Below are 13203 nucleotides of genomic sequence, written 5' to 3' on the forward strand. Positions count from 1 at the left end.
ATACGTGATCAAGCGATTAGAACTCTAAAAAAAAGAGGGCTTCGGATTTGATAGACTTCATAGCCAGAAGGTTCTTACTCCTGATACCGGTCCTTATCCTGATATCTGCAGTCAGCTTCGGGATAATCTACATTACACCCGGAGATGCGGCAAAAAATGCATTGATGAGCCCTTCCGGGGGAGCTGATGAGAGATCGGTAGAGGAATTCAGGATAAAACATGGCCTGGACAGACCGATATACATACAATATCTCACCTGGATGGGGAATGTTGTAAGGGGGGACCTGGGGTATTCATACATGACAAATGAAAGCGTAGCAGGCGCAATCCTCAGGACTTTCAGAGCCACATTCCAGTTAGCTATCCTAAGCATGCTGATATCACTGATAATCGCAATTCCTGCAGGGATAATAGCTGCCCTTAAGCATGGCACTATAATAGATGACATATTCAGGCTTATTTCCCTTTTCGGTGTTTCAATGCCAAACTTCTGGCAGGCATATATAATGATAATCGTGTTCGCACTGATGTTGAAGATGCTTCCCTCTTCAGGATACGTCGACGGGAGCATTTCACACATGATATTGCCTGCTATCACCCTGGGAACCGGATATGCGGCCGTAACAATGAGGCTCATGAGGGCGAGTATGCTGGATGTCCTCAGGCAGGATTACATCCGGGCAGCACGAGCCAAGGGATTGCCCGAGTACATTGTCATATCCAGACATGCCCTGAAGAACTCACTTATCCCTGTGGTCACCGTTGCAGGACTTAATTTCGGATATCTTCTAAATGGTTCTGTAATAGTAGAGACCATATTTGCCTGGCCGGGCCTGGGAAACCTTATCGTGTCATCAATTCTCAACAAGGATTTCCCTATGATACAGGGGTGTATACTTTTTATAGCTGTTATATTCTTGCTGGTGAACTTTGCAGTGGACATCTCCTATGCTTACCTGAATCCGAGGATAAGATATGAAACGGGGAATTAAAAGATACAGCCTTGGAATAATCCTCAGTGCAGGAATACTTGCTGCTTTCCTTTTTGTGGCCGTTTTTGCCGGTTCCGTCGCACCCCATGATCCGGAGAAAGCAAATCTGGGAGACCGCCTCCAGGAACCATCCCGTGAATACCCTCTGGGAACCGATCACCTGGGACGATGTATCCTGAGCCGCATAATATTCGGCACACGTATCTCATTGTCCGTGGGCCTGCTGGTAGTTTCTACATCCCTTGCCTTTGGGATGACCATAGGTACTATATCCGGATACTATGGAGGACTGCTGGATGAGGCTATCATGAGGATAGTCGATACATTCCTTGCATTTCCGGGATTATTGCTGGCCCTTGGTATATCCGGCCTCTTTGGTGCTGGTTTTACGAATATGGTAATTGCCCTCATAGTTGTGGAATGGACAGGGTATGCACGACTGGCCAGAAGTTCTGTTATAGACGTAAAGGAACATGATTATGTCACAGCTTCCAGAGGGCTTGGAGCAAAGGACTCGCACATAATTATCCAGCATATACTGCCCAACATAATATCTCCTCTCATCGTAATGGCAACCATCGGCATGGGCTATGCTATTCTTGCATCGGCCGGGCTGAGCTTCCTGGGTTTTGGAGTACAGTCACCAACACCTGAATGGGGTTCAATGCTCACAGATGGCAGGCTTTACATACGCTCAGCACCTCATATCATGATATTTCCGGGACTTGCCATAATGCTGGCTGTGCTGGCATTCAATTACCTGGGCGACGCACTGCGGGATGCACTTGACCCAAAAAAGAGCAGGGCTTCTGAAATGTGATTCTATTAAATGGAATCCGGGAATAATGAGCGAAAGACAATGGAAAAGATACTGAAAAAAACATGAGAAACAGTATTACCAACTGGAGTATAAATGGCAATGGCAGCAAAAGATGCCGGGACATCAAAAAGCAATTACATCTCAAGGATAAAAGAATTCAGTCCGAATGCACGGATGTTTTTGACGTATGTGTTCCTGATATCCCTTAATCTGGGAGTCTACAAGGTCATCTTCAATCTGTACATACTCAGGCTGGGCTACACCGAAGATTTCCTGGGGCTCATACTCTCACTCACTGCCATATCCACAGGAGTGTTCTCCATACCATCTGCCATGATCTGTGATCGTATTGGAAGGAAGAGAACCCTGCTCATTTCCTGCTTTTTGCTCATCGTGTCCCTGATATTCATCTACAACACAACCTTAAAGGAACTGCTTATTTTATTCAGTATACTCTACGGAGCATCATCAGCACTTAATATAGTAACCGGTTCCACATTCATGCTGGAGAACTCCAAACCCTACGAAAGAATGCACCTCTTCTCAATGTATCAGGTATTGTATACAGCTGCAACAATGGCAGGAAATATAATAGGAGGGGCACTTCCGGAATTGCTGGCCAGAACCACTGCAATGGATCCCAGTGGCTCACTTGCATACCGTATAACATTGTTACTTTCCCTGCTAACTATAATGATATCCTTTTTACCCTTGCTGAAAATACATGAGAATGAAAATAGTATTCACAGGCATAAACGTTCATACGTGTTTAAAACCCTTCTAAGATCAGGAATCATAATGAAAATGATAGTGGTGTACAGCTTCTTTGGAATGGGCTGGGGGCTTGCACTTCCTTATTTCAACGTATATCTTGACGTTATACTTAATGCAGGTTCTGAAGAGATAGGTGTGATCTTCTCTGTGGCAGAAGTACTTATGATGTTAGTACTCCTGTTCCTTCCCACACTGACAGAACGCTTTGGCAAGGTGAGGGTCACATCCCTTGTACAGTTATTATCCATACCATTCCTTGTCATGTTCATATCAACTTCTGCAATATGGATTGCAGGGTTTGCATATATCATGAGATCCACACTGATGAACCTGGCAAATCCGGTAATGAACAATTTCAAACTGGAGATTGTAACCGAGGAGCAAAGAGCCACCGTGAACAGTATTACCTGGATGACCTGTTACACTTTTGTCGGGATAGGAACATATATGGGAGGACGCATAATGGCTTTGGGAGACTACAAACTCCCGTTTGTTATCACATGTGGGATGTATGCAGGGGCCGCCATACTTTACTATGTCTATTTTGACAGAATTGAAAAGGACCACAATCGTAATCCTGCTGCTGAGACTTAAATTGTTATTCTGGTCCGCTTCTTAAGGCAAAAACGATCAAAAGATATAATTCCACATCAAGCAGAGAAAAGAAAGGGGTATGATGTCTGAAAAGCAAAGGCCGGATAGAAACATAAAGGAGAATAAACTGCAGGAGATCATGGCTGAAGCGGCAAAGGACATACGACATCTTCTTGACAGAGGATACCGCAGGGGTGGTGCAATCAGGTTTGTAGCAGACCACTACCGTCTCGGGAAAAAAGAGCGGTATATACTTGCACGCACTGTCTTTTCAACGGATACGGCCACTGAGCGCAAAAGGAAAAAACTGTCATGCGGTGAACTGAAAGGGAAAAAGCTCCTGATAGATGGTTACAATGTGCTCATCACACTGGAAAGTATACTCCGTGGAGAAAGGACATTAAAGGCAGATGATTCATTCATCAGGGACATTAAAGGAGTGTTCCGGAACCATTCCAACGACAGCTTCACAACAGAAGCTGTTGAAAAGATGCTGGCTTTCCTTTCACTGTCACAGGTCAGGGAAGCATATGTATTACTTGACATCCAGATGAAGAACAGCGGGGAGCTGGCAGCCTTTATAAGAAAGAGGATGAAAGAACTTTCAATACCGGGCGATGCAGGAACATCGAAACATGTTGACTATGACCTCAAAAGCTGCAATCCCTCGTATGTAGTAGCTACTGCCGATGGGATAATCATCGATACGGTCAATAATGTCATTGACCTGCCGGGATGTATATACCATGATTACGACAGATGATATCATCTGTTGCAGCCGGGCAAAATAGATAATACAAATTATACAGGGCAAAAGGAAAACAATATGAATAAAATCGGAATAGTGGTGACAGATCCCGATGACTGGACTGCTGCGGCAATGATAAAGGAAGCAGAAAAACGGGGATTTGAAACCTTTCTCCCCGGACTTGGAAAAACAGAGACCTCTGTAGGAAAATCTGTCAGGCACCGGTCAGAAGGCATCAGCCTTTCGGATATGGATGCCATTATCATCCGGGATATGGGACCTGGCAAGAATGATGCGCATGTTTTCCGTTTCGATGTCCTTCGGGAACTTGAGGACAGCGGTGTGATAATCATCAATTCCCCTGCAGCCATACAGAATGCTGCAAACAAGTTCCATGCAAGCTGCCTTTTTTCAAAGGCCGGGCTTTCCATACCTGAGACTTTCGTAGCACAGGAAACCGAAACCGCTCTTCAGATGATCGGACAAATGAAAGATGTTGTCATCAAGCCGGTATTCGGGTACAAAGGAATGGGCATCCTGCGTGTGAAAGATGATACTGTGATAGGTCCGGATGGAACTACGACAGGAACCACAGTGCAAGACCTGGTTTCCGGTTACATGGATGAAAAAGGAATGGTTTATATACAGGAATTCATAGAGAACCCCGGCAAGGACATTCGTGCATTTGTTGTTGATGGCAGGGTCATAGGGTCCATATACAGAAAAGCGCCTGATGGTTGGTGGCTCAACAATCTCAGTCAGGGGGGCACACCTCAAAAATGCAAACTCACAAAAGAGCAGGAAAAGATGTGCATTGATGCTGCCGGAGCAATTGGTGCATTGTATGCCGGAGTGGACCTGATAGAAGGAAAAAAGGGGTGTTTTGTACTGGAGGTCAATGCCACACCCTCGGGAGCAGGTATCTATAAATCCCTGAATATCAATGTTGCAGAACATATAATGGATGCCCTTGAGAACAAATTGTGACATATTTGTGATATATTAAAGAGCAGGTAGGACAATGACCGAATACAAACAATGCATCATAATCAGGGACGACCTCAAATTATCCAGAGGTAAGCTTGCCGTACAGGTTGCACATGCTGCAGTCTCCGCTTCAGAATGGGCTGACCGTATGACCCTTGAAAGATGGAAAGAGGGCGGGCAGAAGAAAGTGGTCCTTAGAGTGCCTGCATTAAAGGATCTTTTCGAGCTAAAGGAAATTGCAAGGAAGCAGGGGCTGCCCACGGCACTCATACAGGATGCGGGGCTGACCGAGATAGCACCCGGAACTGTTACTGTGCTTGGCATCGGACCCGCAAAGACCGATGAAATAGATAAGGTTACCGGGAACCTGAAACTGCTCTGACCCATTTTATTTCACATGATAATATACGGGGGATGCATGAAAAAAGAGAGAATAAGAAATATTGTGCTGTATGCTGCAATATGTATAGCATCCATAATAATTATGATGCCTTCCGGATGTCTCTCCGAACCGATGAACAAGGTAGGAGATATCTTTTATCCATCTTCTATAAATCTTTTCCAGAATGAGAACTACTATGAGATAAATCCTGATGAACTTACTGTTCCTGTTGTCCCGGAACAGCTAAAATCGCCTTATGAAAAGAGACCTTCAGAACTTTCAGACAGTTTACCGGGTTTTGAGATCTCCAGCTACTATTACTACACTCAGTTCTATGAGGGAAGCGAGAGTATTATCAGTGTATATGTGAAGAATACGGGAGATTCTCCGGTTTTCATATATAAGTTCGGTTTTCTGTTAATGCAGGAGAATGAGCTTGTCACCCGCGATATCGGCCTTACTGTGAATCCAGGGGATGAGAAGAAAATAGGGATCATATCATTGAGGGTCGCGCAAGGTGTTGAAGAACTTAAGCTACAGCCACAGGTATCCTTGCTTGCGCAAACAAAGTCAGAAAAGTGGCATGATTACAGGACACAGCATTTTGAAGTGATAAGCATAGATGTTTCCGGAATGGAAAGCATGCAAAACCCCACATATAGGTATAATCCCGAAAACATATTCATTCAGATGAATAGCAAGATAGACCCATTTGATCTGGAGCTCAGAAAAATGGCAGCTGAGTCTGCAAAAAGATATCCCGGAGAATACAATATATACCAGGTATGTTCCCTGTTCGATGATACAAAGGAGAAAATACAGTATATAAGTGATCCCAGAGGAAAGGACCTGTGGTCGCCTCCTGGTGACACACTGGCAGTAGGTGCAGGAGATTGTGATGATTATGCCATCCTTCTGGCCTCTTTGATAGAATCCATCGGAGGCACCTCAAGGATCTATCTGACAGACACCCATGCCTTTGCTGCAGTGTATATAGGTAACAACACAGAAGAAATCGCAAATGCCATCGGGGATTATTACGGATCCGTGCCGATATATTATACTACTGATGAATATGGTTGCTGGCTCATGATGGACCCCACATCCAGCATATATCCAGGAGGGCTGCCTGGAGGAACGGCACCCACTGATGATACGTGGACCTTCCTTGATACAAACACAGTCATTGTTATAGATATCGCACCCCAGATGTAGGATGAACTAAATGATACCACCAATTGAGATAAAAACAGGAATAGAGCTATACGCCACACATTCAGAAGGAACAGGAGGGGTGCTGAGACAGGAGCCAGATGATTTCGTTGTCAGGGAAATCACCAACCGCCAGGAAGGTGACAGCGGAAAGTACCTGATCCTCGAAATGACAAAGACGAACTGGGACATGCACCACCTTGTAAGGGATATGTCGCGCAAACTTGGCATCAGTCAGAAGAGGATAGGATTTGCAGGTACAAAGGATAAAAAGGCAAAGACTACTCAGAAAATAAGCATATTCGATGTTTCGGAGAAGGATATTGAGAACTTCCACCTAAAAGATGTGGAACTGAAAGTAATAGGAAGATCCAGCAGGTCCCTTGGACTTGGTGACCTTTATGGGAACGAGTTCAGCATTACTATCAGAGATATTGATCTGAGGCCAGATGAACTGAACAATAACCTCAGCCATACCACAGATGAGATACTTACCCTTGGCGGGATCCCGAATTTTTTCGGCATTCAGAGATTTGGAGCCATCAGGCCTGTTACCCACATGGTAGGAGAACAGCTTCTTAAAGGTGATTTTGAAAAAGCAGCGCTTATATATATTGCACAATCTTTTCCTGATGAAACTGATGACGTAAAAGAGATAAGGGAACATGTATGGGAAACAAAGGATTTTGCACAGGGGTTAAAAACATATCCCCTGAGGCTCAGGTATGAGAGAGCAATGATGCACCATCTTGTGGAGAATCCCGGAGATTTTGCAGGCTCTTTTAGTGTGCTTTCGGAAAACATAAGCAAATTGTTCATACACGCCTACCAGTCATATATATTCAACCGTATCATCTGCAAGAGAATAGAACTCGGTCTCCCGCTGGACAGAGCCCTCCCCGGAGACATCATATGCTTCAGGAACAAAGAAGGACTTCCCGATGTCACCAAAATGCAGAAAGCAACTGCGGATAATGTGGACGGCATGAATAATCTTCTTAAAAGAAAACGTGCTTTTGTGACGGCACCACTTATAGGTTACGAAACGGAGTTTTCATCAGACCTTCCCGGTGACATTGAAAAGGAAATATTTGAAGAAATGGGAATACCACAGGATTTTTTTAAACTAACACAGATACCGTCCCTTGCATCCAAAGGGCTTCGCAGGGAAATATTACTCTACTGTGAACCGGTATTTGAAACCGGGGATGATGAATTAAACCCCGGCAAAAGCAAGGCAACACTTACGTTTGCCCTCCCCAAGGGAAGTTATGCAACAACTGTCCTCAGAGAGTACATGAAAACGGATCCCTTGAAAATGAGTTAGCCCGCTTTAAACGGGCTATTTAATATTTAAAACGCCTTTTAGTTCTTTTTATCAATCATCGCCTGGATAAAGGCCCTGAAAGGTGGTGACGGATTGCCGGGGCGTGATTTAAACTCAGGGTGGAATTGTGATCCAAAGAAGAATCTCTTTCCTGGAATCTCGGCTATTTCCATTCTGTTCCTGTTCTTCCCTGAAAATACCATCCCATGTGTTTCTATCTTGTCGACATAATTAGGATTGACCTCATACCTGTGCCTGTGGCGTTCCACTATCCTGGAACTGCCATATATTTTCTCTGCCAGGGAGCCTGGTTTAAGATCGGCTTCATAATCACCAAGCCGCATGGTCGCTCCCATATCAACCACCGTTTCCTGTTCAGGGAGAAGATCAATGACCGGATAAGGAGTATCCTCATCGAATTCTGTGCTGTTGGCATTCTCCAGACCTGCAACATGCCTGGCAAATTCGATTACCGAAAGCTGCATCCCAAGACAGAGACCAAGGTATGGGATATCATTCTCCCTTGCAAAGCGTATAGCATTTATCTTGCCCTCGGTACCTCTTTCGCCAAATCCTCCCGGAACGAGTATCCCATCATATTCCGCAAGTGATGATACGATTTCGGGATTTTCTTCAAAGGACTCTGCATTGATCCAGCAGACCTCATAATTAACACCGCATTCGATTGCAGCATGCTTTATGGATGCACTGATACTCAGATATGAATCTTCAAGGTGAGTATATTTCCCAACTATGCCAATCCTTACCTTATCCTTAAGGTTGTGCATCCTCTCTACCATTCTTGCCCACGCATCATCGGATTGGGAAGAGCTCAGGTCAAGATGTTTCATAATGTAATCTGTAAGCCCTTCATTTTCAAGCATCAAGGGAACTTCGTATATATCATTCGCATCGTGGGCACTGATGACCGCCTCTTCAGGAACGTCACAGAAAAGCGATATCTTTGAAATAGTACCTTCAAGCAAAGGTTCAGGACATCGGGTAACTATTATATTGGGTTTCAGGCCTAGTTCCCTCAGTTCTTTAACTGAATGCTGTGTCGGTTTTGTCTTCTGGTCACCCTGGGGATCCATGGGCACAAGGGTCACATGTACAAAAGCTATATTCTCCCGTGACTCTTCCCTGTACATCTGCCTTACGGCCTCCAGGAAAGGCATACTCTCAATATCACCGACAGTACCTCCCACTTCTATCAGACAGATATCTGCTCCGCTCTTGGCAGCTACTTTACGGACCCTCTCTTTAATCTCATTGGTGATGTGAGGGATTATCTGTACGGTCTTTCCGAGGTACTCGCCCCTGCGTTCCTTGGATATCACAGACTCATATATCTTCCCTGTTGTCAGGTTATGTTCCCTTGTAAGTTCGGTATCCAGGAAACGTTCATAGTTCCCAAGATCAAGGTCCACCTCACCACCATCTTTTAGAACATAGACCTCACCATGCTGGAAAGGACTCATAGTACCTGCATCGATATTTATGTAAGGATCAATCTTAATAGCAGTAACCTTGTACCCTTTGTTCTTCAGGTTCCGTCCGATAGAAGCAGTGGTAATTCCTTTTCCAAGCCCACTCATTACGCCGCCGGTCACTATGATATATTTCATATAATTCACCTTGATCATCTTTTAGATTTTGGAAGTTTGATTAACAGATAAAACATAAAATAGGTCAGTAAGATAGAATAGAAGACTGACTGATAAAAACCAAAGAATCGGCCCATACCAATGGATGATACAAAAATCACTATCAAAGAAAGTAATAATAACAACATGATCAACCTGACAATGCCGGACCAGTGTGGAGCAACTAAATGTGCCGCAGACCTGAACATTTCAGCAGACAGCGCTGGAAACTGAACAATCCAGCGTTCTTTATCCGGTGCAGCAGAAGAAGGTCTGGATACAGGTCTGGATGTTTTGGAATTCTTAGCCGGTTTATACAGGGATTCATCAACATCAACAACAAAACCGTTCTCATTGGGGCCCGGATAGCCCAGGTTCAAATTAAATCCCTCTCTTTTGGAACCGTATCCCACTGTTATAAAAACCTGGCCCTTTGTATAGAGCCTTCCATCATAAGGTATCCTTGCTATGAGAGGAATATATTCTTCATGCCTGACATATGGATTGTCCTCGAGGATAGTTATATTCTCCCTGAGGGTATCGCTTACGGAGAAGTTCACATGGGTAGGTGCACCATAGTTGATCATCACTATCTCAAAACTTCGCTCCTCGCCGGGAGATAAAGGCAATTCTAAAGTGTCCGTATCAAACTCGATCGAGTTTACCCCAAGCCTGTTAATATGCACCTGTTGCAATTGGATTTCCTCACCAGTTTCATTCCCTGAGGTCAGGAGGAAGCATATTTGGTATACCCTCCTCTATAGGGTAGTATTCATTACAAACAGAACAGTAGAGAGTGCCCGATATAACCTCGTTCGCATCCTCCTTCTCTATATTCAGGACAAGATCACCCTTACATACAGGACATGCAAGAATATCCATAAGGTTCTTTTTCAACTCGATCACCACCTTTCAATAGGTTATCATCAATATAAGGTTTTTCTATCCAACCAATGTTATAATAACTACAATGATAAAAGAGCAGGTTTTGAGTGTAACATCTGCTGCCATAGAGATAATTTAATTTACTTCCTGCCCCGTACAATACTCCATGTTATCCGTTTTTTTCAGGGTGCTGGACTTTGCTATCCCTATAATCCTAATGATATTTCTGGGACTTTTCGGGACCGGCATCCTTATAGAGCTGGGGTTCATGCAGAAATTCTCAGGAATTGTCAGGCCCATTTTCAAATATACAAACCTGCCTGACACATGTGCATCAGCATTTATGGTATCTCTTGGTTCCACAGTTGCTGCAAACGGCATGGTGGTCAATTTCAAGGAGAGCGGATGCATCAATGAAAAAGAGACCATGCTGTGCGCACTTCTCAATAGCACACCTGCGTACGTGAGAGAAATAATCACATACCAGATACCTATAGTTCTTCCGGCACTAGGACCTGTTGTCGGTGGTTTCTATGTAATGGTCTTCATACTGACTGCAATTGTAAAGGTCAGTGCTGTTGTATTGCTCAGCAGGATCTTCCTTGAAAAAAACAGATGCCAGTATGGTGAAAGCGTATCATCTAAAACGGTGACCCTTAAAGATGCTATCAAAAGATCCTTTAAGCGCAATCGCAAGTTGTTCACGAAGATAGCAATAATATACCTCTCAATGACAACACTGGTCTTCATTCTCAGGGAACGCGGAGCTTTTGAGGTGTTCAATGTATTGCCGCTTGCAGAGCTTTTCTCAATTCCGCCTGAGAGCATCGTACCTCTTACAAGCTACGTTGCAAGTCCCATACTTGGTATCTCGCTTTTAGGTCCAATGATAAGTAACAATGGGATATCAAATATCCAGGCAATGATAGTCCTTATGCTCGGAAGTATGTTCATGCTACCACTATTCAGCATCAGGACGCTGTTACCAAGATACATATCCATATTCGGACCACGCATTGGTATAAGGATAGTAACATTCTCCACAGGTATCAGCATACTTGTCAGATTCTGTATACTTATTGTGCTTCTTTCTATTGCATAACATGAGAACAAAACAGACTTGTTTTGCAGTAATGTTTTCTGGCATATTTTGCGTATATTTTGCTTATCACTGTAGATTGAGCAAAAAACGAGAACTGATTTCCCTATATTTCTTAACTGTGTTCAAACATTCAAGACAGCTAAACAATAAATTAATATATTATATTATACACTATATAATAACGTAGAAATACAATCCACATTCTACCAATATGTCGTGCAATTTCTGCACAGGTTATATGATACCAAACATGGGAGATACGAATAAAATGGTAAAAGTAATGATTGTAGATGATGCCGCTTTTATGCGCATGGTCATCAAGGACATATTAACAAAAAATGGTCATGAAGTTGTCGCAGAGTGTGTCGATGGGCTGGATGCTGTAAATAAATATCCGCAGATAAAGCCGGAACTGGTTTTCATGGACATAGTCATGCCAAATATGGAAGGTATCGATGCACTGAAAAAGATAATGGAAATGGATCCTGCTGCAAAAGTGGTCATGTGTTCATCAATTGGACAACAATCCGTGGTCACCGATGCACTCAAAACAGGAGCTCTTGACTTCATAGTCAAACCATTTGATGCAGCTAAAGTGCTTGAAGTAATTGGAAAAGTAATGTGATATGACCATAAATGTACTTGTAGTCGATGACTCCGCGCTTATGCGTAAGGTTGTCTCTGATATCCTCAAAGAAGACCCGGAAATGAAAGTAATATCTACCGCCAGGAACGGACTTGAAGCTGTCGAGAAGGTCGAAAAGCTCAGGCCGGATGTAGTAACCCTGGATGTAGAGATGCCGGTACTGGACGGATTGCACGCCCTTGGATATATAATGAGCGAATGTCCCACACCGGTGGTCATGTTAACAGCAATCGATTCCAGGGCAGCAGAGAGCACACTGAATGCATTTGAGTATGGGGCGGTTGATTTCATACAAAAACCATCCGGAAATATCAGTCTTAATATCGCAGATATTGCTAATGAGATCCGCACAAAGGTAAAAATGGCCTCCAAAGTGGACCTGAAGAAACTCGGGTTCATGGAAGAACACGTGAAGAAAGCACGTGAAAACGACGGAAAAGTATTGCAGACGGCAGAAAAAAGGCAGCCTGCAAGAAAGATAAAACACCATGCAAAAGGAAAGATAATTGCTATTGCATCTTCAACAGGCGGTCCCCGCGCACTTGAGCAGGTCATCCCAAGATTGCCTGGCAACCTGAAAGTCCCTGTTGTAGTTGTCCAGCATATGCCTGCAGGATTTACAGCGTCACTGGCACAAAGACTTGATAGTCAATCCGAGGTGACAGTTACCGAGGCAAAGAATGGAGATGTGCTTCATGCAGGACATGTATATATCGCACCCGGTAACTACCATATGGAAATAACATCCATTGAAAATAATGGCGTGTTCCATGAAATTGTTTCGCTTAACCAGAGACCTCGTGAACAGGGTGTCAGACCCTGTGCAAACATACTTTTCAAATCACTGGTGCCCATATACGGACAGAATATAATAGCTACGGTTTTGACAGGAATGGGCGCAGATGGCGCAGATGGCATGGAAGATATAAAGAATGCCGGTGGTAAAGCGATAGCAGAGGATGAAAAGTCCTGTGTGGTATATGGAATGCCAAAGGCAATCGTTCAGCGAGGTCTTGCAGATAGTATTGTTCCTCTGGAGAAGATCGCAGGAGAAATAGTACGAATGCTGAACTCATCCGGTGATTAAA

General features: G+C 43.9%; 14 protein-coding genes. 11 read left to right on the forward strand and 3 right to left on the reverse strand.

Going from position 1 to position 13203, the window contains the following annotated elements; translation table 11 throughout:
• The first annotated feature begins 47 nt into the window (after positions 1–47).
• The 8 genes from nikB to truD all read left to right on the forward strand — a co-directional run bounded on the left by nikB (position 48) and on the right by truD (position 7836).
• Positions 48–992, forward strand: a complete 945-nt coding sequence (gene nikB, locus V7O64_RS05615) for a nickel ABC transporter permease (protein WP_407357034.1) — start codon at positions 48–50, stop codon at positions 990–992.
• Positions 976–1812: a nickel transporter permease gene (gene nikC / locus V7O64_RS05620; protein ID WP_407357035.1), complete on the forward strand. Its 837-nt coding sequence runs from the start codon at positions 976–978 to the stop codon at positions 1810–1812. The genes nikB and nikC overlap by 17 nt, the downstream gene beginning before the upstream one ends.
• Before the next feature lie 93 nt (positions 1813–1905).
• A complete protein-coding gene (locus V7O64_RS05625) occupies positions 1906–3180 on the forward strand; it encodes an MFS transporter (protein WP_407357036.1) in 1275 nt (424 codons plus the stop codon).
• Positions 3181–3259: 79 nt separating this feature from the next.
• Positions 3260–3943 (forward strand): DUF434 domain-containing protein, encoded by a 684-nt coding sequence (locus V7O64_RS05630; RefSeq protein WP_407357037.1) that lies wholly within the window; start codon positions 3260–3262, stop codon positions 3941–3943.
• A 63-nt stretch (positions 3944–4006) separates the two neighbouring features.
• Entirely contained in the window at positions 4007–4915 is a 909-nt protein-coding gene (mptN, locus tag V7O64_RS05635) for a tetrahydromethanopterin:alpha-L-glutamate ligase (protein ID WP_407357038.1), read from the forward strand.
• A gap of 34 nt (positions 4916–4949) precedes the next feature.
• A complete protein-coding gene (gene pth2 / locus V7O64_RS05640) occupies positions 4950–5297 on the forward strand; it encodes a peptidyl-tRNA hydrolase Pth2 (protein WP_407357039.1) in 348 nt (115 codons plus the stop codon).
• 36 nt (positions 5298–5333) lie between these two features.
• Positions 5334–6512 (forward strand): transglutaminase family protein, encoded by a 1179-nt coding sequence (locus V7O64_RS05645; RefSeq protein ID WP_407357040.1) that lies wholly within the window; start codon positions 5334–5336, stop codon positions 6510–6512.
• 10 nt (positions 6513–6522) lie between these two features.
• Positions 6523–7836, forward strand: a complete 1314-nt coding sequence (truD, locus tag V7O64_RS05650) for a tRNA pseudouridine(13) synthase TruD (RefSeq protein ID WP_407357041.1) — start codon at positions 6523–6525, stop codon at positions 7834–7836.
• Positions 7837–7874: 38 nt separating this feature from the next.
• Here truD and pyrG read toward each other — a convergent pair whose 3' ends face one another.
• Genes pyrG through V7O64_RS05665 form a run of 3 tightly spaced genes read right to left on the reverse strand, consistent with a single transcriptional unit; the run spans position 7875 to position 10388 of the window.
• Positions 7875–9464, reverse strand: a complete 1590-nt coding sequence (gene pyrG, locus V7O64_RS05655) for a glutamine hydrolyzing CTP synthase (protein WP_407357042.1) — start codon at positions 9462–9464, stop codon at positions 7875–7877.
• Between the two features lie 14 nt (positions 9465–9478).
• Positions 9479–10177: a hypothetical protein gene (locus V7O64_RS05660; protein ID WP_407357043.1), complete on the reverse strand. Its 699-nt coding sequence runs from the start codon at positions 10175–10177 to the stop codon at positions 9479–9481.
• A 19-nt stretch (positions 10178–10196) separates the two neighbouring features.
• Complete coding sequence (locus tag V7O64_RS05665; RefSeq protein ID WP_407357044.1) at positions 10197–10388, reverse strand: methytransferase partner Trm112; 192 nt, start codon at positions 10386–10388, stop codon at positions 10197–10199.
• 145 nt (positions 10389–10533) lie between these two features.
• Here V7O64_RS05665 and V7O64_RS05670 point away from each other — a divergent pair, with 145 nt between their 5' ends.
• The 3 genes from V7O64_RS05670 to V7O64_RS05680 all read left to right on the forward strand — a co-directional run bounded on the left by V7O64_RS05670 (position 10534) and on the right by V7O64_RS05680 (position 13202).
• A complete protein-coding gene (locus tag V7O64_RS05670; protein WP_407357045.1) occupies positions 10534–11469 on the forward strand; it encodes a nucleoside recognition domain-containing protein in 936 nt (311 codons plus the stop codon).
• Between the two features lie 268 nt (positions 11470–11737).
• Positions 11738–12094 (forward strand): response regulator, encoded by a 357-nt coding sequence (locus V7O64_RS05675; RefSeq protein WP_407357046.1) that lies wholly within the window; start codon positions 11738–11740, stop codon positions 12092–12094.
• Between the two features lies 1 nt (position 12095).
• Complete coding sequence (locus V7O64_RS05680; protein ID WP_407357047.1) at positions 12096–13202, forward strand: chemotaxis response regulator protein-glutamate methylesterase; 1107 nt, start codon at positions 12096–12098, stop codon at positions 13200–13202.
• The last annotated feature ends 1 nt before the right edge of the window (position 13203 follow it).

Source organism: Methanolobus sp. WCC5, from assembly GCF_045690325.1.
Taxonomy (GTDB): Archaea; Halobacteriota; Methanosarcinia; order Methanosarcinales; family Methanosarcinaceae; genus Methanolobus.